The sequence below is a fragment of the Pseudomonas coronafaciens pv. oryzae str. 1_6 genome (assembly GCF_000156995.2).
GTDB lineage: Bacteria > Pseudomonadota > Gammaproteobacteria > Pseudomonadales > Pseudomonadaceae > Aquipseudomonas > Aquipseudomonas tremae.
The window spans coordinates 3,125,868-3,148,283 of record NZ_CP046035.1 but is presented as its reverse complement, the minus strand read 5'-3'; the positions used below and the strand labels follow the sequence as shown (position 1 = coordinate 3,148,283).

The following is a 22,416-nucleotide window of genomic DNA, read 5'->3' as shown; positions in this document are numbered from 1 at the left end:
ATGAAGACTCGAAAGACGCATGGCCGAAAAGCTTCCACCTTTGATCGTTTCATTGCCGCGAGGGGGGAGGCGACCGAGCGGCTTGTCATCAACGCAGCGCACACAGTGGATGCTTCCAAGTACGCAAACCTGACTGAGTATTGTAAGGATTTAGCGAAGATCATTACTCAGTTGAGGGCGGCGGAGGCGCAGAGCCCCGCATCGCCATTCCACACCAGCAAGTGCAGAAATTTCAGTCACGTGACGCTGTTGCGGAATGAGAGCTACCGAAAAATCATAGAGCAAGTCTTTAATGTGTCTCGATCCAATACCATGGTTGAGCAGGCCGCTGAGGAGAATCTCGATTTGCTGAAAGTTCAAAACGCGGGGCTGGCTGCCCAGATTTCTCTTTTGAGAGCTAAGATCATTTCTATGGACTCAGACCAGGATGGTGGAGGCTTGCGCGGGCTAAGTGGTGAGTATGAAGAGGGCGGGGCGGTTATCAATGAGCTAAATCACCGGATATTCGTCATGCTCAAGGTGTACCGAGCGCTGCGACTGAATATGGGTAAAGCGGTACGCTATTTAGAAGTGCCAAGCAATGGCAATGAAGCAGGTCTCGTTGGTGTTCGCGGGCAGGTAGCTACCTTAGCCGAGCTTGATCAAATGCGTCTTGCAGAAGAGTCGCTCCCGGCCGACCTCCGTAAGCAATTAAATGTGATGCTCTTGTAGCCCTGTTAATTCTTCGATTAAGTTCAGCGCAGCCCCCGTCTGCTGTGCCGAATAACCCTACTCCCGCCAGTTACAGCAGCGCCTTCGGCACGCCCACGCTGAATCTGAAGTCGTATTTCTCCAGAGTCTTGATCGAGGTAAAACAGTTCATGCGAGTCAGCGGCTCGCGACGGCATGGCTGCAGAAAACTGTATTGATCACGATAATTTGCTCCAAGAGGTTGCTGAAGCTCAGGTCTTCAGTGACCGTTTGCTGCTCACCTCCGACGAGACTACGTACAGCCCATCCAAGGCTTTAGCTTTTCGTTCGTCGCCGTCCTAAGGGAGACGCTTCGAGAAACGCGTATGAAGACCGTAGCGCCGAGCTTCACAAGAACGCCGGCATGGCGACTGTGAAAACGGTCGATTAAAGAAAACGAAAAAACTTTTGTTGCCAAGCGAGCGTTCGAGGCTTTGATGAACAACCTCAATTAAGTGATCGGTGGGGAAGGCGCTAAGGTACAGAACGTGGAACACAATTGAGCAAGTCCCGAGCCGATAAAGGTTGCAGCACATGCCAAAAGGACTCGTATGGGCAGCTTATGGCGCAACCTAAGTGAAGCATCAGGGATGGCCAGAGGGATCATGGGTAGCTCCATACACGTCCCTAGCAGCTGGCGAGGTGCCGTTTTATAAGGAGTGCACTGTGTCCATACCCATCCAGTTGACTTTCAAGGATTTGCTGACAGGCGATGCGCGAAGGATGCAACTGGTTTCAGTAGGCTCGCCTTGCCCTGGAGGCGTGCAACAGCATGCAATATTGAGCAACCAGCCGAATTGCGTACTTTGAACAATGCCTGCGACCTGTGCTCCAGACTAGATTTTGAGGCTGAGCGGCTTAAGATAAGCAGGCATAAAAAAAGGGCTTAGATTTCTCTAAGCCCTTGATTTGCAAAGCATATGCCTTGAAATTCGTGGTGGAAGGCCGGGGATTCGAACCCCGGGTGCGATTTCTCACACGCTGGTTTTCAAGACCAGAGCTTTAAACCACTCAGCCAACCTTCCATTTTTTACGATCACTCGCAACGTGTGTGTCAGTATGCAACCAGAATCGGCCTTAGATAAGAACTCTAGGACCTGTTACAGTCGGCAGTTTTCAAGACTGCTGCCTTAAACCACTCGGCCATACCTCCACTTCGTTGCGGGCGCCATAATACCGGAATGAAACAAGCTGTCAAACTCTGTGACTAGCCAGTTGCAGCGCCTCTGTTATGATCTTTGCAACTCAACATTTCAACAGGAAGGAGTTTCGCCATGCGCGAACAGGATTACAGCCTTAAAACCGGCGTGCAGGCCGACCAGCTCGAGGTTAGTCGTGTCCTGCGCAACACTTACGGTCTTCTCGCCCTGACCCTCGCTTTCAGCGGTGTCATGGCGTTTGTCGCTCAGCAGATGCGCGTCGGCTACCCGAATATCTTCGTGGTACTCATTGGCTTCTACGGTCTGTTCTTCCTGACCAACAAGCTGCGTGATTCGGTATGGGGCCTGGTTTCGACCTTCGCGCTGACCGGTTTCATGGGCTTCCTGCTCGGCCCGATCCTCAATCGTTATCTGGGCATGGCCGGTGGCGCCGAAGTCGTCAGTTCCGCTTTTGCGATGACCGCACTGGTTTTCGGCGGTCTTTCGGCCTATGTGTTGATCACGCGCAAGGACATGAGCTTCCTTGGCGGTTTCATCACGGCAGGCTTCTTCGTGCTGCTGGGTGCAGTGGTTGCCAGCATGTTCTTCCAGATCAGCGGGCTGCAACTGGCGATCAGCGCAGGTTTTGTTCTGTTCTCGTCGGTCTGCATTCTGTTTCAGACCAGCGCGATCATTCAGGGTGGCGAGCGTAACTACATCATGGCGACTGTCAGCCTGTATGTGTCGATCTACAATCTGTTCATCAGCCTGTTGCAGATCTTCGGCATCATGAGCCGCGACGACTGATCCACATGATCAAGGCGGCCTGAGTTATCAGGCCGCTTCGCTGCAAACAAAAGCCCCGACTTGTCGGGGCTTTTGTGTTTCCGGAATTTGAAAATACAAGGTGTGCAGGTGACGTCGGGTTGTGCTGCTTTTCAGTGCGTTCGCGCGTGAGCAGGGTGGGGATGAAGCTCGTCACTTCCTTTCAAGGTCAAGCGTAAAATTTTTTTGACCGATCAGTCATTTTTATCAAGATTCTTTCCTTTTTATCAGGCATTTATCGATTTTCCATCATCACTGGAAAATATACCGTGCTATTCCCCAAGGTTTGTAGGCATTTCCTTTTTTAGGCCAAGTGACATCACTCAGGAGGAGTGGACACATTTTTTCAAGGTGTGTCAGTTTTGTTACGCATCACAAGGCGAGTGACAGGATTTCCTCGCTACAGATGGAGTCCTGTCTACCAATCTGATCTACCAGCAAACAAGGAAGTGTCATGACGAAAGTCAAAGAAAATGCTGCAATTCAACTCTCCGCCGCTACCAGTACCTCCTTCGACCAGATCAATACGTTTGCTCACCAGTACGACCGTGGCGGTAACCTCACGGTCAATGGCAAGCCTTCGTATTCGGTCGACCAGGCTGCTGATTATCTTCTTCGCGACGATGCCGCCTGGGCGGATCGCGACGGAAACGGCACCATCAACCTCACTTATACCTTCCTGACCGCCAAACCCGCCGGGTTCAACAATTCTCTGGGGACTTTCAGCGCGTTCAACGCGCAACAGAAAGCCCAAGCAGTGCTGTCGATGCAATCGTGGGCGGATGTCGCCAAAGTCAGCTTCACCCAGGCTGCTTCCGGCGGCGACGGACACATGACGTTTGGCAACTACAGTGACGGCAACGCAGGCGGGGCAGCGTTCGCTTACCTGCCAAGTGGCAACAGTCGCACTGACGGTCAGTCCTGGTACCTTGTTGATAACAGCTACAAGCTCAATACAACCCCGGACAATGGCAACTATGGTCGTCATACACTGACCCACGAAATCGGCCATACGCTGGGCCTGTCTCACCCTGGCGACTACAACGCTGGCGAAGGCAACCCAGCCTACAAGGATGCAAGCTACGCAGAAGATACGCTTGGCTATAGCGTCATGAGTTACTGGAGTGAGTCCAATACCGACCAGAACTTCGTCAAGGGTGGCGCTCCGGCTTACTCATCGGGGCCGCAGCTGGACGATATTGCTGCTGTACAGCAGCTCTATGGGGCAAACATGAGCACCCGTGCCGGTGATACGGTTTATGGTTTCAACTCCACTGCCGGGCGTGATTTTTACAGCGCCACATCGGCAGCTTCCAAAGTGGTGTTCTCGGTATGGGACGGCGGGGGCAAGGATACCCTCGACTTCTCGGGGTTCACCCAGAACCAGAAGATCAACCTCAATGCAGCCTCGTTCTCGGACGTTGGCGGCATGGTGGGTAACGTCTCCATTGCGAAAGGCGTTGTGGTCGAAAACGCCGTGGGTGGTTCGGGCAATGACCTGTTGATCGGCAATGCGGCCGCAAACGATCTGAAAGGCGGCGCCGGCAATGACATCATCTACGGTGGTGCCGGCGCGGACAGCCTGACAGGTGGCGCAGGTGCCGACGTGTTTGTGTTCGGTGCAAGCTCCGATTCCAATCGGGCTGCTCAGGATACGATTCGTGACTTTGTCAGCGGTCAGGACAAAATCGACGTTTCGGCCATTTCCACACTGAGCGCGCTGCAGTTCGTCAACGCATTCAGCGGTCATGCCGGCGAAGCGATCCTGAACTACAACCAGAGCAGTAACCTGGGTAGCCTGGCCATCGACTTCACGGGGCAGGGCTTGGGCGATTTCCTCGTAGGGACTGTTGGTCAAGCGTTTGCCACTGATATCGTGGTTTAATCTGTAACAATCATGGGCGACTGTATGCAGTTGCCCATGATCTGGAATGCACCCCCATCATGAAGATCAATCACTTTGTTCGAATCGTGCCACTCGCTTTTGCGTTGCTGGTGGGGATTTCTGGAGCAAGCATGGCCATGAGTTTGAAACTGCCCGATCCTGCCGAACTCAGCGGCAAGTGGCGACTTTCTCTTGAGGGAAAGGCGGGTGATCGCTGTGAGCTGCAACTGAATACCGAAATACCGCAACTGGGCGGTGAGCTTGCCTGCGCTGCAAAGTGGTTGAATGGCACACCTGCGGGCTGGTTTCCGACCCCGGATGGTCTGGCTTTTACCGACAAGGAAGGCAATCGCCTGATCCACCTCAATAACATGGGGGAGCAGATCTACCAAGCGCGTCTGCCCGACGGCGAAGTGCTGATCCTTGGACGGCTCGCCGATTAAGCGTTTCATGAACGGACGCGAGTTGTTTGACAAAATCCAGGGATGCCACCCCGCCGCAAGCAAGACCATCAAGGAACCATCATGAGTGCGTTGCCCCAAAGCGCCCGACCGCCGCTTTATAAAGCGCTGGCCGATTACAAAAGCGCGTTGATCGCTGTCGGTTGTTTCACCGCGCTGATCAACGTGTTGATGCTCGCCCCGTCGATTTACATGTTGCAAGTCTATGACCGCGTATTGACGTCACAGAACCAGACCACGCTGGCCATGCTGACCCTGATGGTGGTCGGTTTCTTCGCATTCATAGGGCTGCTGGAAATGATTCGCAGCTTTGTGGTGATCCGCATTGGCAGCGAGCTGGAACGGCGTTTCAACCTGCGCGTCTATCAGGCCGCGTTCGAGAGCAACCTGCATGCCGGACAACGGCAGGCAGGGCAGGCGCTGGGCGACCTGACTTTCATTCGGCAGTTTCTCACTGGTCCTGCGCTGTTCGCGTTCTTCGACGCTCCCTGGTTTCCAATTTATCTGGCGGTCATTTTCCTTTTTGACCCTTGGCTGGGTGTGCTGGCCTGTGTCGGCACCGTGCTGTTAGTGGGGCTGGCCTGTCTTAACGAGTGGCTGACCCGCAAGCCTCTGGCCGAGGCCAGCGGTTACTCGCAGCAATCTGCGCAGTTGGCAACCCGCCATCTGCAACAGGCCGAGGCCATTCAGGCCATGGGTATGCTGGAAGCGTTGCGACGTCGCTGGTTCAACGTTCACGGCCGTTTTCTGGCCTTGCAGAACCGCGCCAGCGACACAGGCGCGGTGATCAGCTCGATCAGCAAGGCGCTGCGCCTTTGTCTGCAATCGCTGGTGCTGGGACTGGGTGCATTGCTGGTGATTCAGGGTGAGATGACAGCGGGCATGATGATTGCTGGCTCGATACTGATGGGTCGTGTGCTCAGCCCGATCGATCAGCTTATTGCCGTCTGGAAACAGTGGAGTTCCGCGCGTCTGGCCTACGGACGTCTTGACCAGTTGCTCAAGACCTATGCCGAGCCTGTCCCGCGCATGGCGTTGCCGACGCCGCGCGGTCAGATCAGTGCGGAGCAGGTCAGCGCTGCGCCTCCGGGCCATACCTCGGCCACGGTTCAACAGGTGAGCTTCCAGTTGCAGGCCGGTGAAGTGCTCGGCGTGCTCGGTGCTTCCGGGTCCGGCAAGTCAACGCTTGCCCGCGTATTGGTCGGGGTCTGGCCAGCGCTGGGCGGAACTGTGCGGCTGGACGGTGCCGATATGCATCGCCTGGATCGCGAGGCGCTTGGACCCTTCATCGGTTATCTGCCGCAGGATATCGAGCTGTTCGGCGGCACTGTGGCAGAGAATATCGCGCGTTTCCGTGAAGGCGATGCCAGTGCAGTGGTGGCTGCAGCGCAATTGGCGGGGGTGCATGAGTTGATTCTGCGCTTGCCGCAAGGTTATGACACCCGGCTTGGCGATGATGGCGGCGGCTTGTCCGGCGGACAGAAGCAGCGCGTTGCGCTGGCCCGTGCGTTGTACGGCGATCCCAGACTGGTGGTGCTCGATGAGCCCAACTCCAATCTGGACGCTGCAGGCGAAGCGGCCCTGACCCAGGCTATTGGTGAGCTCAAGGCGCGCGGTTGTACAGTTGTTCTGGTCACCCACCGCACGCTCTCTCTTAACCAGACAGATCGGTTGCTGGTGCTGAGCGAAGGCCGCATGCAGGCCTTCGGCCCTACGGCTCAGGTGTTGCAGGCCTTGTCGGGGCAGGCGACACCCAGCCAGGCAGTACAACCGCAACCTCGCTCGGCACCTGCCGGGCTTGCCATGAGCCGTCAGTACGGCACCCAGAACAGGCAGTCCGACGTATGAGCAGCCCTCTCGACAATCATTACGCGGTGCCTGGCAAGGAACGCGGCGTGCAGTTTTTTGTTCGCGCGGGCTGGATTCTCATGCTGGCCGGAGCGGGCAGTTTCTTTCTTTGGGCCAGTCTCGCGCCATTGGACCAGGGCATTGCCGTGCAGGGCACGGTTGTCGTGTCGGGTAAGCGCAAGGCTGTGCAGTCGCTGGATGGCGGCGTGGTGAGCAAAATTCTGGTCAGCGAGGGCCAGACGGTGAAAGAGGGCGAGCCGCTGTTTCGACTTGATCAGACTCAGGTCGAGGCTGACGTGCAATCGCTGCGTGCGCAGTACCGAATGGCGTGGGCCAGCCTGGCCCGCTGGCAGAGCGAGCGTGACAATCTGGAGCAGATAGACTTTCCCGCCGAACTCATCGCAGCCGGGCAGGGCAAAGACCCCGACCCTCGTCTGGCTCTGGTACTCGAAGGTCAGCGGCAATTGTTCAGTAGCCGTCGGCAGGCTCTGGCTCGCGAGCAGGCCGGTTTGCAGGCCAGCATCGAAGGTGCCGGCCTGCAGCTCGCAGGCATGCGCCGCGCGCGCTCGGACCTGCTGGCTCAGGCCGACTCGTTGCGACAGCAGTTGAGCAATCTGGAGCCCCTCGCACAAAATGGTTTCATTCCGGGCAACCGCCTTCTGGAGTTCCAGCGCCAGTTGTCTCAGGTGCAGCAGAGCCTGGCGCAGAACGCAGGCGATACCGGACGGATAGAGCAGAGCATCGTCGAGTCGCGGTTGCGTATACAGCAACAGCGCGAGGAGTATCAGAAAGAAGTGCGCAGCCAATGGGCCGACGCTCAGGTCAAGGCGCTGACCCTCGAGCAGCAACTGGCCTCGGCCGGTTTCAGTCTGCAGCACAGCGCCATTCTTGCGCCTGCCGACGGTATTGCCGTCAACCTCGGGGTACACACTGAAGGCGCGGTGGTGCGTGCAGGCGAGACCCTGCTGGAAATCGTCCCGCAAGGCACGCGGCTGGAGGTCGAAGGACGTCTGCCGGTACAGTTGATCGACAAGGTCGCCAGCCATTTGCCGGTCGATATCCTGTTCACCGCGTTCAATCAGAGCCGTACACCTAGGGTGTCAGGCGAAGTGAGCCTGGTTTCCGCCGATCAGATGCAGGATGAAAAAACCGGGCAACCGTATTACGTGCTGCGCACCTCTGTGGGCGATGCCGCCCTGGAAAAACTCAATGGCCTGGTGATCAAACCGGGAATGCCCGCTGAAATGTTTGTGCGCACAGGCGAGCGCTCGTTGCTCAATTATTTGTTCAAGCCGCTGCTGGACCGCGCCGGTTCCGCGTTGACGGAGGAATAGGATGTTTGGTTATCCTCTGAAAGCCGCTTTGCTGACCGCTGTTCTGATAGGCGTTGCACCGATGGCTCATGCGATCGGGCCTTTTCAGGTCTACGAGCTGGCGCTTCGCAACGACCCGACTTACCTCGGTGCCCTCAAGGAACGTGACGCTGGCCTGGAAAACCGGGTGATCGGTCGAGCAGGATTGTTGCCTCGTGTGTCGTACAGCTACAACAAAGGGCGCAACGATTCAAAGGCCACAGTCAAAGGCGCCCGCGACGACACCACCGACCATCGTCATTACAACAGTTTTGGTTCAAGCCTGATGATCCAGCAACCGCTGATCGACTACGCAGCTTATGCCAATTACCGCAAAGGCCTGGCTCAGGCGTTGTTCGCCGACGAAACCTTTCGCAGCAAGAGCCAGGAGTTACTGGTGCGGGTGCTGACGCTCTACACCGATGCGTTGTTCGCTCAGGACCAGATCAACATCGCACGCGCCAAGCAGCAAGCGTTCGAGCGACAGTTTGCGCAGAACAAGCAGATGTTTCAGCAAGGCGAGGGCACCCGCACCGACATCCTCGAAGCGGAGTCGCGCAACGAGCTGGCGATTGCCGAACAGATCGAAGCCAGTGATGAGCAGGACGCAGCCTTGCGTGAGCTCGCTGCATTGCTGGGGGAACCGGGTATTGATATTGATCAGCTGGAGCCGCTGAGGGACAACTTCCAGGCCTTGGTGCTGGCACCCTCCAGCTTTACCGAGTGGCATGCATTGGCGATGGCCAACAGCCCGATTCTGGCATCGCAGCGTCAGTCGCTGGAAGTGGCGCGCTACGAGGTCGAGCGCAACCGCGCCGGTCACCTGCCAACGGTGAATGCCTACGCGAGTATTCGCCAGAACGAGTCCGACAGCGGCAACACTTATAATCAGCGCTACGACACCAACACTGTCGGTATCGAGCTGAGCCTGCCGCTGTACGCCGGGGGCGGCACCAGTGCCTCTGTACGCCAGGCCAACAGCAAGCGCGAGCAGGCTGAATACGAGCTGGACGGCAAGACGCGAGAAACCCTGATCGAGCTGCGGCGGCAGTTCAATGCCTGTGCGTCGGGAGTGAGCAAGTTGCGCGCTTACCAGAAAGCACTGGTCTCGGCTCAGGCATTGGTCGAATCGACTCGGCAAAGCATTCTTGGTGGCGAACGCATCAGCCTGGACGCGCTCAACGCCGAACAGCAGCTCTACAGCACTCGTCGCGATCTGGCGAAAGCCCGTTACGACTATTTGATGGCCTGGATCAAATTGCATTACTACGCGGGCACGTTGCGCGACACTGACTTGGCGCGCATTGACGAGGCGTTCGTGATGACGCGCTGAGCTCCTTGCTCAAGCCTGCCTGGTGAAGCGTCGCAGCGAGAAAGCCGAAAGGTCTGCTTCGCTCTCGCCGTCAATACAGCGTTGCGCCAGCGCCAAGCCGAGCGCTGCCGAGTGCTTGAAGCCATGCCCGGAGCAGGCTGAGACCACCGTCACGTTTTTCAGGCGCGGATGCTCGTCAATAATGAAGTGATAGTCGGGTGTGACGGTGTAGGCGCAGACTGCCGACTTGGCTACCGTTGGTGCAAGACCGGCTACCTTTCCCTGAACCTGCGTCTGAAACATGTCCTGCACCTCCTGCGCTGTAAGGGTCCGATCCAGCTCGCTTGCGGCTGAGGCATGCATGTACTGCTCGGTGGCGATCTTCATGCTGTGCTCGCCGGGCAGGGGCGGAAAACCATAGTTCACGTCTGCGTCACCCGGCCCGTGAATCATGATGAAGCTGGGCGAGGCCGGAGCAAAAACGGCGTCTTTCTGTAAGTCGAACCAGAACAGAGTCTGTCGACAGACCCTCAGCAGGTCGCTGAAAGGCGCGCCCAGCAAGTCCGCCGACCACATGCCTGCGCTGACCACCACTTTGTCGGCGATGATCAAGCCCTTGTCTGTGCTGATCCGCACCTGATCGCCGTGGTTTTGTAACGTCGTGACTGTCTCGTTCATCCGCAATCGCGCCCCGAGTTGCCTGGCCAGCCTGAGCTGCACGGCGATGCATCGCTCTGGCCGAACGAACCCGCCACCCGGTTCGAAGTAGCCAACGGCCGTGTCCAGGACCGGCGAGAACTGCGGGAAGCGCTCGCGAATGTCGACCGCTGTCAGCACTTCATGCTCTATACCATTGGCCTGGGCCAAGGCGATGGTCTTGTGGGTGAAGTCTTCGCTGTCGTCAGGGTCGTAAGTCGGGCTGGATGTCATTACCAACACGCCGCATTGCTCGAACAGTGATTCGCCGGTCATGGCTTCGAGTTCGCGCCAGATTGTTTGGGAGCGGCGCACCAGCGGCAGGTATTGCTCACCTTCGCCCGCCGAGAGGCGGGTAATGCGCGTATCGCCGTGGCTGGACCCCAAGGTGTGGGGTGGCTCGTAGCGATCGACACCGATCACGTCAATGCCGGCTTTGGCGAGTTGGTAGACAGTGGCTGCCCCCATGGCACCCAAGCCAAGCACGGCTACCTTGCAGCGCTGTTCCATCTTTCGTCTACCTCGAAAAAAGCAAGCATTTCAGGGGGATGGGTGTTTTGAATCAACAGTCAATAATGCTAAAGCATATGTCAAAGCGCAGTCGCAGTGCGCTGTGCAGATTTCGACAATCGCCAAAAAATTTACGCTTGCACTGCCCAAGGTTTTTAAGTTCCGGAATCGATGAAAAGTTGTCCACGGAAATCGTGGGTATGTCTGTGGGTAACTTTTTGAAACCCTTGTTGCACGTGGCTTACAGTCGTGTGGTTATTTTATGAACAGCCTGTGAAACGCACCTGTATGGTGCCGCAGACAGGTTGAAAAACAGGCGTGCCAGCGGCGACTGAACGCACAAAAACGAAATATTTTGGCTGGATGAGCGATCATTTTTTCATAAAAAAACGGCGCCACTTTGTCCAGGTGGCGCCGCTTTTCGTCTCAGACGTTACAACTCAGCCATTACACGACAGGCTGATCACTCCACTCACCGTTGACCAGGCGACGCAAGCCCAGCGGGTTGGCGTTCTGCAGAGCAGGTGGCAACTGGCTGTCGGCGAGGTTCTGGTAGCAGACCGGGCGCAGGAAGCGATCGATGGCCAGAGTACCTACCGAGGTACCACGTGCATCCGAGGTTGCCGGGTAAGGACCACCGTGGACCATCGCTTCGCATACTTCCACACCGGTCGGGTAACCGTTGAACAGGATGCGACCGACTTTTTCTTCCAGAATAGGCTGCAGCCAGTTGTATTGGCTGAGGTCAGCCGGTTCACCGATCACGGTAGCAGTCAGCTGTCCGCGCAAGGCCTGCAAGGCATCTTTAAGCTGTGCATCGTCAGCAACTTCGATGATCAGCGTGGTCGGGCCGAAGACTTCTTCCTGCAACAACTGATCGCCATTGAGTAGCAGGCTGACGTCCGCCTTGAACAGCTGTGCCTGAGCCTGCTTGCCTTCCTGCGGCTTGCCGGCCAGGTGGGTCACGCCGGCGTGCGACAACAGATGCTCGACGCCCTTGCTGTAGCTACGCAGACCGCCTGCGTTGAGCATGGTCTGAGGTGCCTGACTGCCCATCTGTTCAGTGAGCTGTTCCACAAAAGTCGTGAACGCAGGAGAGCGCAGACCGATGACGACGCCCGGGTTGGTGCAGAATTGACCGGCACCCATCACGACAGAACCTGCAAGCTCCTTGGCCACGGTTTCTGAACGGGCCTGAAGGGCGCCGGGCAGAATGACGACAGGGTTGATGCTGGACATCTCGGCGAACACCGGAATAGGTTGCGGACGCTCGGCGGCCATTTTGCACAGGGCATTGCCGCCATTCAGCGAGCCGGTAAAGCCGACCGCCTGAATGGCCGGGTGCTTGACCAGACCTTCGCCGACGCCATTGCCGAAGATCATGTTGAACACACCTTTCGGCATCTTGGTGCGCTCTGCGGCACGGATGATGGCACTGGCTACCAGATCTGCAGTCGCCATGTGGCCGCTGTGAGCTTTGAAGACGACCGGGCAACCGGCGGCCAGTGCGGCAGCGGTATCACCGCCAGCAGTAGAGAAGGCCAGCGGAAAGTTGCTGGCGCCAAACACGGCAACCGGGCCTACGCCGATGCGGTATTGGCGAAGGTCCACGCGCGGCAGCGGTTTACGGTCCGGCAGGGCGAGATCGATGCGAGCACCGACAAAATCACCACGGCGCAGCACTTTGGCGAACAAGCGCATCTGGCCGCTGGTGCGACCGCGCTCACCTTGAATTCGAGCCTGTGGCAGCGCGGTTTCCTGGCAGACAATGGCGACGAAATCGTCGCCCAACTGGTCAAGTTCATCGGCAATGGCGTCGAGGAACTCGGCGCGGCGGGCCGGGCTCAGCTGACGAAACTCAGGAAAAGCTGCTTTGGCAGCAAGGGCAGCAGCATCGATTTCGCCGTCGGTGGCCTGGTGGAAGCTGTAGGGCAACTCTTCACCAGTGGTTGCATCCAGGCTCTTTTGCAGGCTTTGGCCGAGGGCACTGCGGCCGCCTGCGATGAAGTTCTGGCCGAGAATGTTAGGCATCGGTATCTCCTGTTGTTTGATATTGGAGGCGGGTACCGAAGGCTCCGGACCGTGCGCTCCTTATGGGTTGCCGAGTTGCTTTGCGGGTGACGGTGTTGCGGCATCTGTGAAGCAGGCCGCAATCATGTTCCATGAATTAGTGGGCAGTCATCGTACAACCTGATTCGATGCCTATGCAACTGCCGGGCGATTCTGCCGCCGGCAATGCGCCTGCCGTTACCGCGTATCAACACGGTCATGCGCTTATGGTGATACGTCTTCATGAACCTTTCAGGCGTTGTAGTGCATCCAGCACCTGACGCAGGGGTTTGCTGAGCGGCTTGTCCTGGCGCACCACAATGCCCAGAGTACGGCTTAAACCGGGCGTCAGCGAATGCACCTGCAGCCCGCGCCGGTGATGGACGGCAGCGACGGCCATGCGCGGCACGATGCTATAGCCCAAACCTGCAGCTACCATTTCCTTGATCGCCTCGATGCTACCGAGTTCCATCACAGGCTTGACGCGAATCCCTGACTGCAAAAACCACTCGTTGATCAGCAGACGCGTACTGCTCCCGGCTTCGAACACCACCAGAGGCAGCGGGTCAAGGTTCTGGGGTGTCATTCCGGTGTCGGGTAGAGACTGGCTGGTGGCAAAGATCGCCACGAATTCATCGTCGAGCAAGGGGCTGATGTCCAGGCTGCGTCCGGCTGCGGGGAGGGTGACCAGCGCAAGGTCCAGACGGTTTTCCTCGACTGCTTTAAGGATGCCATCTGTGTTGCCGGTGCTGACCCGCACATCCAGCTCGGGAAAACGCAGGCGCAGGGCTCGCAACACAGGCGGCAACAAGTGGATACAGGCGGTCGCGCCGGTGCCGATGGAGACTTGCCCTGCAACGCCGCTGGCGTGACTGGACAAATCCAGCAAAGCCTCCTCGACCACAGCCTCGATGCGCACGATGTGCTCCAGCAGTGCCTTGCCGGCAGACGTCGGTTTAAGACGTTTGCCCACGCGCTCGATCAATTGCAGGTTCAATTGATCTTCCAGCTGGCGTACTTGCAGGCTCACGGCAGGCTGAGTCAGGTGCAGATGCTCGGCGGCGACAGAAAAACTGCCATGAGCGATGACCAGCGAAAACGTATGCAGATGGTTTAGATTCAGTCGGCGCATGGCAAAGTATTTCTTATGCTGTCGATGAAAAATCATAGCTTTTTTAATGTCGTAGCGGGCGGCATGATTACCGTCTTCTACCCAGAACTGCCCAAGAGCCCTGTGATGATCCCGAAACTTATGCTGCGTGACGCCCTCGACGACGACATGCCTGCCGTCCAGACGATTTACGCCGACCATGTGCTGCACGGTATTTCCAGTTTCGAGCTTGAACCCCCGAGCCTTGCCGAGCTGTTGCAGCGTCGCGCGCAGGTGCTCGCCAAAGGCCTGCCGTATCTGGTCGCCGAGCATGCGGGAGAGGTGGTGGGCTATGGCTACGTCACGCCTTATCGACCTCGTCCTGCCTACCGCTTCACTGTCGAAGATTCGGTGTATGTACGTGCTGGCATGGGCGGGCTGGGTATCGGCCATGCGCTGCTGGGCGAGCTGATCAAACGGTGCGAAACGGGTGGCTGGCGGCAGATGATCGCGGTGATCGGCAACAGCGAAAACATCGCCTCGTTGCGCTTGCACGAGCGAATGGACTTTCGCCGGGTGGGGGTCTTCGAGTCGGTAGGGTTCAAGCACGGTCGTTGGGTGGACACCGTGTTGATGCAGAGGGCGTTGGGCGATGGCTCATGCAGCAGGCCTGGAGACCAGGCGTAAGGGTGAAGGGCAGGGAACTGCCTAGCCTCACGGCTCGCGTCGCTGATCAGTCGCCTGAGTTTTCTGAATGCCGGGGCTTTCGAGCTTCTGCCTGATGCGGCCAATGGGTTGCAATTTTGCGCCCACGCCACTGTAATACGTCAATAAATTGTCTGACAATCAGGTTTGTTGGCGTTGCCAGAGGCGTTCTGAATGGTTAGGGTATGCGGCTGTTGAAGAAGGAGCCCGATATGACTCGGCATGAACCCATGGAAACGGGAGCGGTAGCCATCCGACAGCGGCGTGCGCCCAAAGGCGAGAAACGTCGCGAAGAGTTGCTGGACGCCGCGTTGCAGATATTTTCCCTTGAGGGTTACACCGGCGCATCTGTCGCCAAGGTGGCGGCTATCGTCGGAATCTCCGTTGCGGGTTTGCTGCACCACTTTCCGAGCAAGATCTCATTGTTGATGGGGGTGCTGGAGCGCCGTGATCAGGTCAACGCCCGGATTGCTGCCGAAGTCCGTACTGAAAACTCATTGACCGGCCTGCTCAACGGACTGCGTGCGATCAATCGCTCCAATGCCACTGCACCGGGTGTAGTGCGTGCCTTTTCCATCCTCAACGCCGAAAGCCTGCTGGACAACCAGCCTGCCTATGAGTGGTTTCAGACGCGCTACGAGCGCATCCATGCGCATTTGTTGAGTCAGTTTTCGGAATTGGTGGAACGAGGGGAAGTGCGAGCGGATGTGGATGTGTCAAAGGTGATCCAGCAGATCCTGGCCATGATGGATGGCTTGCAGATTCAGTGGTTACGCTTTCCCGACCAACTGGATCTGGTCGAGTGTTTCGATGCCTACATTGCGCAGGTCGATGCAGCGGTAAGGGCTCGTCCCTGAGCCTTTATTCGTCCGTTTTTCAGTCAGTCAGCGTGATGCTTACTCGACGGTCTGCTTGAACACACCGCCAGTCTTGACCGGTGGCTTCTCGACCAGAACCGAGTTCAGCGCTGAACGTGGCAGCGGGTTGCTGCTGGTGGTCGACAGTTCCTGACGGAACGAGTTGACCAGCTTGGCGTTCAGGCGGACGTCTTGCGACGAGGCACCGAGCGAGATGTTGAAGGTGTCGGCGTCGACCACCCACTGCTTGCTCTTCTCGTCGAAGTAGGCCAGCGAGCGATCATTCAGCTCGATGGTCACGCGCTTGCTTTCACCCGGCTTGAGGAACACCTTCTTGTAGCCTTTGAGTTCCTTGATCGGACGCTCGACTTTCGGGTTCTGCTGACCAACGTACAGCTGCGCAACTTCCGAACCGCCCACCTTGCCAGTGTTGGTCAGGTCGAACGACACCTTGATCGGCGTATTGCCCACTGCAACGCCCGGCGTGACCTTGATGTTGCTGTAACCGAAGGTGGTGTACGACAGGCCGTAACCGAACGGGTAGAGAGGCTTGATGCCTTTCTTCTCGTAACCGCGATAACCCAGCATCAGGTCATCCTTGTAATCCATGTCGGTCAGAGTGTTCTGATTGTCGAATTTCGGGAAGGATGCGTAGACAGGGTTGTCTTCGATATTGCGTTCGATACTGATCGGCAGCTTGCCCGACGGGTTGACTTTGCCGAACAGAATCTCGGCCAGCGCCTGACCACCGTTCTGGCCCGGGTAGAAGGCGTGCAGAGCTACCGGAACCTGTTCGATCCAGTCGCTCATCTTCAGACCGGTACCGCCGTACATGGTCACCACGGTGTTCGGGTTGACCTTGGCGATGTTCTGGATGAGCTCGTTCTGGAACTCAGGCAGATCGAAGCTGTGGTCGAAACCTTCACCTTCGTATTCGCTGCTGTTACCGACGGCAACCACGACGGCGTCGTAGCCGGACAGGTCCTGCGGCGCGTTCAGCGAAGCCGAGCTCAACTGTACGCCCACCAGGCCGCCCATGGTCGACAGGTAGCCTGCACGACGCGAGTACTCGAGCTTCACGTCATAGGACTGGCCTGCTTCCAGATTGACCTTGGCGAACTCTGGAATGGTTGGCGGGATGCTGTTGCCCGGCAATGGCTTGCCTTCACCGTTGTCGATGATTTTCTTGCCATTGACCCACAGGCGCACAGCACCGTCGGCGCGAACCTTGAACACCTGCTCGCCGCTCTGGGTCGGGGTGATCTTGCCGGTGTAGCGGATCGATGTCGACGAAGTATCGCCATTCAGCTGGCTAGCGGTCGAACCTTTGCTGGTGTACGGATCGGACGTCGAGGTGTTGCTTTCGAACGGCAGGTTCTTGTCGTTGGCCCAGTCCAGATCAACGTGTTTTTCGGTACGGGTGACCGCTGCATCGCCGGACCAGTTGGTGTTGCTGAAGTACTCGGCTTTCATGCCTTGAACTTCGTTGCCAGCGGTGTCGGTGGTGGTCCAGGCAGAGGTGCTCGGATCCAGCGACAGCCCGTCGATGAACTCGACCTTGGCGTTAGGTGCCATTTGCTGCAGGCCGCTCAGCTCGCTGACGTAATGGCTGGCCATAACGTTGGCGCTGCCGAAACCGGTAGGCGGTGCGTATTTTGCCAAGGTGCCGACCACGGCGATTTTCTTGACTTTCTGCTTGTCCAGCGGCAGCAGGTTGTCCTGGTTCTTCAGCAGCACGATACCTTCACGCGCAGCATTCAGAGCAACCTTGTTGCTGGTCGAGCTGTTCATGTTGTGGGTGGTCAGCGGTGCTTTGCTGTCGAACTTGTACAGGTAGATCTGCTTGAGGATGCGGCGGACCTTGTCATCGATGGTCGCAGCGCTCAGGTCACCGGCGTCCAGATGCGGCTTCAGCACGGAGCTGTTCATCTGGTAGCCCATCATGTCCAGGTCGGTACCGGCACGGGCAGCGTTGAAGCCGTGAACCACAGCGTTGTAGTCGCTCTGTACAAAGCCCTTGTAGCCCCATTCCTTCTTCAGGATCTGGGCGATCAGGTGCTCGCTTTCGCAAGCGAACTCACCGTTCACCTTCTGGAAGGCGCACATCATCATCGCAACGTTGCCGTTTTTCGAGGACGATTCGAAAGCAGGCAGCGACATTTCGCGCAGAACGCGTTCGCTCATCTTCTGGTCGAGATTGAAGCGGTTGCTTTCCTGGTCGTTAGCTGCGTAGTGCTTGGCGTTGGCCCACACACCACGAGACTGGATACCGTTGATCACGCCCGGTGCCAGGCTGGCGCCCAGGAACGGATCTTCGCCGGAGAGGTATTCGAATGCACGGCCGCCGTAAGGCATGCGGTACAGGTTGACGCCGGGGCCAGTGATGAACTGGTAACCTCCGGTGGCAGTGTCATAGCCGAGTGCGCGACCCAGGTCGATGGCACGACGCGGGTTCCAGGTGGCTGCCAGGTTAGGACCGGACGGGTAGACCACGCCTTGATCGTTGCCTTCGCTGGTGTAACGCACACCGACGCCGCCATCGGCGCCGTGGATCTGCGGAACGCCATAGTTGGTCAGTGGCTTGACGTCCCAGCCGCCGGTGCCGCCGATGTAGGCCAGCTTTTCTTCCATGGTCATCTTGGCCAGGGTCTTTTGCGCGGCTTTTTCAGCGCGATCTTCACGACCCTGCTGCACGGTCGCGTCAGCGGCGTACACCTGCGAAACCGCCAACGCGAGCAAGGCCAGGGCCGAGTGCGCGCCTATCATCTTTCGTTTGTTCATGCTGCTCTCCAACGGTATTTAGAATAACTGTTTGCCCGCGCTTACACGCCGGTTTAATGCGTCACAACTTGCCCATCGGCGTTTAATATTTTTTCAGGCAACGGTCATCCGTTATCGCGTTTTACCCCTGTTTGAAGGGGGCGATACAGGTCCGCTTAGTTAACACTTTTCTTTTAAATTGTTATGTTTTACTGCCTCTAAGGTGCCATCATTTTGCTATCGCTAAATGGCGCCTCGGGTTTGTGAACGGTGACGATTAAGTCTAAAACAAGCCATAAATGTCAAACAAAAGCGTATTTTTCTTTATTTTTGTCATTTTTCTGTGCAGATGAGGAACTCTTCTTAAACCTACTGGTCGATGGGTTTAAGATTTTTCAGGATGAAGAAAGACAGCTCGCAAGTTGCCATGCGTGCTGTTCGTTAATTCTTGCCCTTTTTTTATTGTGAGTGCTGCGTCGTGCAGTCTCCTGTGTTTTCCCGAGGAGTTATTAAAATGAAGTTTTCCATGATCAGTGCAGCGGTGGTTTTAGGTCTGGCCCTGAGTGGCGCAGCAGTTGCCGAAGAGTCGACAGACGCAGATGCCACTTCGGGTACTACCGATTCGACCGTGATGACCCAGACTCAGGACGCCAAAGCAGCTCAAAAACAAAAGACCGAACCCACAAAAGGTGGTCGCCCACAGAACGCAACCCCTCAAAAGCAGTCAAACTGATCGTTTGAAGCCTTTGAGCGCAGCACTCTCCATGCGGAGAGTGCTGTAATATGTCCCTCCGAAGTAGCAAAATGCCCTCATTCATGTCTCCAGTTCCCGTCGATATATCCCGCATCGCAATCCCGGATGCCGAGCAGGTCTGTGCCTGGCTGGTCGAAAATGCCGGTCTGAAAGCGGTCGATCTGGAGCGGGCGCACCGTTTGCAACATGAATCGGAAGGCACCGAGCTGTTGGGTCTTCTGACCCGCCTTGGATTGGTGTCGGAGTTCGAACTGGCACGCGCCTGGGCTGCGCTGTTGAATGCTCCGCTGGTACTGGCCGACGGCGTGCCGCCAATGCTGGATCCGCTGCCGCCGCTGACCGAGCGTTTCATGCGCCACTATCAGGTGGTGCCGGTAGGCTGGAGCGATCAGGGGCTTCAGGTACTCGGCGCCAACCCCGGCACGCTGTACCCGTTTCAAGCAATTGCCTATGCCTGTGAAGTGCCGGTGCGCCTTTCCGTGGGCCCGCGCAATGAAGTCGAGACGCTGATCGAGCGGTATTACGGGCAGGGCCGGTCGGCAATGGGCACTCTGATCGAGAACCTTGACGACGAGGGCGGCTCGCTGGAAGACATCGAGCATCTCAAGGACCTGGCGTCAGAGGCGCCGGTCATTCGTCTGGTCAACCTGATTTTGCAGCGCGCGGTTGAACAGCGTGCGTCGGACATTCATATAGAGCCGTTCGAAAGCCAGCTGAAGGTGCGCTATCGCATCGACGGCGTACTGCATGAAGCCGAAGCGCCACCTTCCAGCTCGTCGGCAGCGGTCATATCCCGGGTGAAGATCATGGCTCGCCTGGACATCGCCGAGCGACGTTTGCCGCAGGATGGCCGGATCATGTTGCGTATTCAGGGCAAGGAGCTGGACCTGCGGGTTTCTACCGTGCCCACCAGTTTCGGCGAGTCGGTTGTCATGCGTCTGCTGGACCGGCAAACCATCAATTTCGACTTCCCGAGCCTGGGCTTCGATGGCGAACGCCTGGACGAGTTTCTGGATGTGCTTGAGCGACCGCACGGCATCCTGCTGGTCACCGGCCCGACGGGTTCCGGTAAAACCACCACGCTCTATACGGCGTTGTCGCGGCTCAACACTGCCGAGCGCAAGATCATCACCGTCGAAGACCCGGTGGAATACCAGCTCGAAGGCATCAACCAGATTCAGGTCAAGCCCTCCATCGGTCTGGACTTCGCCGGGGCGTTGCGCTCCATTGTGCGTCAGGACCCGGACGTCATCATGATCGGTGAGATGCGCGACCTCGAAACCTGCCGCATTGCCATCCAGTCTTCATTAACCGGTCACTTGGTGCTTTCGACCCTGCACACCAACAGCGCTGCGGCGAGTATTACCCGTTTGCTGGACATGGGCGTCGAAAGCTACCTGATCGCCTCGACCGTCAATGGCATTCTGGCTCAGCGACTGGTGCGACGACTGGACCCGGCCACTCGTGAGGCGTTCGATGCTCCACCGGAGCTGATCGCCGAGCACGGGCTCGAGCGTTTCACCGACGAGCGTCCGATTCGGCTGTACCGGCCACGCGCCGACGCGCCGGGCGGTGGCTACCGCGGACGCAGTGCAATCACCGAGTTGCTGGTCATGAATGAAGAGCTGCGCAGCCTGTTGATGCGTCACGCCGACGCCTCGACACTGGAGGAGGCTGCACGTCGCGGCGGGTTGCGCACCTTGCACGAAGAGGGCTTGCGTCAGGCCGTAGCCGGCGTCACCTCACTGGAAGAAGTGTTGCGCGTCACCCGGGGTGATGGCACATGAGTCTGTTCAAATACCGCGCGCTGGACGCGCAAGGCGCGCCGCAGAACGGCACGCTGGAGGCTCGAGATCAGGACGCTGCCATTGCTGCTTTGCAAAAGCGCGGTTTGATGGTCTTGCAGGTCGATGTCGCCGGTCTCGGCGGGCTGCGTCGTGTGCTCGGCAGCGGCTTGCTGAACGGAGCGGCGCTGGTCAGTTTCACTCAGCAGCTCGCTACGTTGTTGGGTGCAGGGCAACCTTTGGAACGATCTCTCGGGATTCTGCTCAAACAGCCTGGACAACCGCAGACCAAGGCGCTGATCGAACGTATTCGCGAGCAGGTCAAGGCGGGTAAGCCGTTGTCCGTTGCGCTGGAAGAAGAGGGCACTCAGTTTTCGCCCCTCTATATAAGCATGGTGCGCGCCGGTGAAGCCGGTGGTGCTCTCGAAAGCACGTTGCGCCAGCTGAGCGATTACCTGGAACGCAGCCAGTTGTTGCGCGGTGAAGTGATCAACGCACTGATCTACCCGGCGTTCCTTGTCGTAGGTGTGCTTGGCTCACTGGCCTTGTTGCTGGCTTACGTGGTGCCGCAATTCGTACCCATTTTCAAGGATCTCGGGGTGCCGATCCCTTTGATCACCGAGGTCATTCTCGACCTTGGACAGTTTCTCGGTGACTACGGCCTGGCGGTGTTTGCAGGTCTGATTGCGCTTATATGGGGCATGGCGATCCGCATGCGTGATCCCCAGCGGCGTGAACGGCGTGACCGCCGCCTGTTGGGTATCCGGGTCATCGGCCCTCTGTTGCAGCGCATCGAAGCCGCGCGCCTGACCCGCACTCTCGGAACGCTTTTGACCAATGGCGTGGCGTTGCTTCAGGCGCTGGTCATCGCACGGCAGGTGTGTACCAATCGTGCCTTGCAGGCCCAGGTGGAGCAGGCCGCCGAGTCGGTCAAGGGCGGTGGCACGCTGGCCAGTGCGTTCGGCGCGCAGCCACTGCTGCCGGACCTGGCCCTGCAAATGATTGAAGTCGGCGAACAGGCTGGCGAACTGGACACGATGCTGATGAAGGTCGCCGACGTGTTCGACGTCGAGGCCAAGCGCGGTATCGACCGCATGCTGGCAGCTCTTGTACCGGCGTTGACAGTGGTGATGGCGGGCATGGTCGCGGTGATCATGCTGGCCATCATGCTGCCGCTGATGAGTCTGACCAGCAATATCTGAATCCATGAACGAGGAAACCATTGCGATGAATTTTAGCCGTACACGCTTCAAACCCGCACGCCGTCAGGGTGGCTTCACCTTGCTGGAAATGCTCGCCGTTATCGTCCTGCTGGGCATCGTTGCGACCATTGTCGTGCGGCAAGTGGGCGGCAACGTCGACAAGGGCAAGTACGGCGCGGGCAAGGCGCAGCTGGCGAGCCTGGGCATGAAAATCGAAAGCTACGCGCTGGATGTCGGTTCGCCTCCCAAGACGTTGCAGCAGTTGACTGAAAAACCGGGTAACGCGTCGAACTGGAATGGCCCTTACGCCAAGCCTTCGGACCTCAAGGACCCGTTCGGCCATGCATTTGGCTATCGCTTCCCAGGCCAGCACGGCAGCTTCGATCTGATCTTCTACGGCCAGGACGGTCAGCCGGGTGGCGAAGGTTACAGCGCCGACCTGGGCAACTGGGAGTAAA

17 protein-coding genes and 1 tRNA gene are annotated in these 22,416 nt (G+C 57.8%); 13 read left to right on the top strand and 5 right to left on the bottom strand.

Translation table 11 applies throughout. The annotated features are described in order from the left end of the window. Positions 1–711 (top strand): hypothetical protein, encoded by a 711-nt coding sequence (locus POR16_RS14165; RefSeq protein WP_005893884.1) that lies wholly within the window; start codon positions 1–3, stop codon positions 709–711. A gap of 953 nt (positions 712–1,664) precedes the next feature. Here POR16_RS14165 and POR16_RS14160 read toward each other — a convergent pair. Continuing rightward, positions 1,665–1,754 (bottom strand) — tRNA-Ser (locus POR16_RS14160). A gap of 249 nt (positions 1,755–2,003) precedes the next feature. Between POR16_RS14160 and POR16_RS14155 the strand changes: the two genes are divergently transcribed. From POR16_RS14155 to POR16_RS14130, 6 genes are all read left to right on the top strand, one after another. Further along, the gene (locus tag POR16_RS14155; RefSeq protein WP_005893886.1) at positions 2,004–2,675 is read left to right on the top strand and encodes a Bax inhibitor-1/YccA family protein; all 672 of its coding nucleotides are present in this window, start codon (positions 2,004–2,006) and stop codon (positions 2,673–2,675) included. 472 nt (positions 2,676–3,147) lie between these two features. Then, positions 3,148–4,578, top strand: a complete 1,431-nt coding sequence (locus tag POR16_RS14150) for a serralysin family metalloprotease (protein ID WP_005893887.1) — start codon at positions 3,148–3,150, stop codon at positions 4,576–4,578. Between the two features lie 59 nt (positions 4,579–4,637). After that, the gene (locus POR16_RS14145) at positions 4,638–5,021 is read left to right on the top strand and encodes a protease inhibitor Inh/omp19 family protein (protein ID WP_005893888.1); all 384 of its coding nucleotides are present in this window, start codon (positions 4,638–4,640) and stop codon (positions 5,019–5,021) included. A gap of 81 nt (positions 5,022–5,102) precedes the next feature. Next, a complete protein-coding gene (locus tag POR16_RS14140; RefSeq protein WP_024669454.1) occupies positions 5,103–6,887 on the top strand; it encodes a type I secretion system permease/ATPase in 1,785 nt (594 codons plus the stop codon). After that, entirely contained in the window at positions 6,884–8,221 is a 1,338-nt protein-coding gene (locus POR16_RS14135; protein ID WP_024669453.1) for an HlyD family type I secretion periplasmic adaptor subunit, read from the top strand. The genes POR16_RS14140 and POR16_RS14135 overlap by 4 nt, the downstream gene beginning before the upstream one ends. A 1-nt stretch (position 8,222) precedes the next feature. Continuing rightward, the gene (locus tag POR16_RS14130) at positions 8,223–9,572 is read left to right on the top strand and encodes a TolC family outer membrane protein (protein ID WP_005893893.1); all 1,350 of its coding nucleotides are present in this window, start codon (positions 8,223–8,225) and stop codon (positions 9,570–9,572) included. A gap of 9 nt (positions 9,573–9,581) precedes the next feature. Here POR16_RS14130 and solA read toward each other — a convergent pair whose 3' ends face one another. The 3 genes from solA to POR16_RS14115 all read right to left on the bottom strand — a co-directional run bounded on the left by solA (position 9,582) and on the right by POR16_RS14115 (position 13,938). Beyond that, positions 9,582–10,757: an N-methyl-L-tryptophan oxidase gene (solA, locus tag POR16_RS14125; protein ID WP_005893894.1), complete on the bottom strand. Its 1,176-nt coding sequence runs from the start codon at positions 10,755–10,757 to the stop codon at positions 9,582–9,584. A gap of 447 nt (positions 10,758–11,204) precedes the next feature. Beyond that, a complete protein-coding gene (locus POR16_RS14120; RefSeq protein ID WP_024669450.1) occupies positions 11,205–12,788 on the bottom strand; it encodes an aldehyde dehydrogenase (NADP(+)) in 1,584 nt (527 codons plus the stop codon). 259 nt (positions 12,789–13,047) lie between these two features. Then, on the bottom strand, positions 13,048–13,938 hold the full coding sequence (locus POR16_RS14115) for a LysR family transcriptional regulator (RefSeq protein ID WP_005893897.1): 891 nt from the start codon (positions 13,936–13,938) through the stop codon (positions 13,048–13,050). Positions 13,939–14,043: 105 nt separating this feature from the next. Here POR16_RS14115 and POR16_RS14110 point away from each other — a divergent pair, with 105 nt between their 5' ends. Further along, positions 14,044–14,583: a GNAT family N-acetyltransferase gene (locus tag POR16_RS14110; protein ID WP_024689652.1), complete on the top strand. Its 540-nt coding sequence runs from the start codon at positions 14,044–14,046 to the stop codon at positions 14,581–14,583. Positions 14,584–14,813: 230 nt separating this feature from the next. Then, positions 14,814–15,458, top strand: a complete 645-nt coding sequence (locus POR16_RS14105; protein WP_005893899.1) for a TetR/AcrR family transcriptional regulator — start codon at positions 14,814–14,816, stop codon at positions 15,456–15,458. Positions 15,459–15,497: 39 nt separating this feature from the next. Here POR16_RS14105 and POR16_RS14100 read toward each other — a convergent pair whose 3' ends face one another. Next, entirely contained in the window at positions 15,498–18,239 is a 2,742-nt protein-coding gene (locus tag POR16_RS14100; protein ID WP_005893901.1) for a beta-glucosidase, read from the bottom strand. 493 nt (positions 18,240–18,732) lie between these two features. Here POR16_RS14100 and POR16_RS14095 point away from each other — a divergent pair, with 493 nt between their 5' ends. From POR16_RS14095 to gspG, 4 genes are all read left to right on the top strand, one after another. Further along, positions 18,733–18,951, top strand: a complete 219-nt coding sequence (locus POR16_RS14095) for a hypothetical protein (RefSeq protein ID WP_005893902.1) — start codon at positions 18,733–18,735, stop codon at positions 18,949–18,951. A gap of 83 nt (positions 18,952–19,034) precedes the next feature. Continuing rightward, positions 19,035–20,759, top strand: a complete 1,725-nt coding sequence (gspE, locus tag POR16_RS14090) for a type II secretion system ATPase GspE (protein ID WP_053479581.1) — start codon at positions 19,035–19,037, stop codon at positions 20,757–20,759. Further along, complete coding sequence (gene gspF, locus POR16_RS14085; RefSeq protein WP_053932742.1) at positions 20,756–21,958, top strand: type II secretion system inner membrane protein GspF; 1,203 nt, start codon at positions 20,756–20,758, stop codon at positions 21,956–21,958. The genes gspE and gspF overlap by 4 nt, the downstream gene beginning before the upstream one ends. Before the next feature lie 25 nt (positions 21,959–21,983). Then, positions 21,984–22,415, top strand: coding sequence for a type II secretion system major pseudopilin GspG (gene gspG, locus POR16_RS14080; RefSeq protein WP_080267791.1), 432 nt, complete (start codon positions 21,984–21,986; stop codon positions 22,413–22,415). Position 22,416 lies beyond the last annotated feature (1 nt).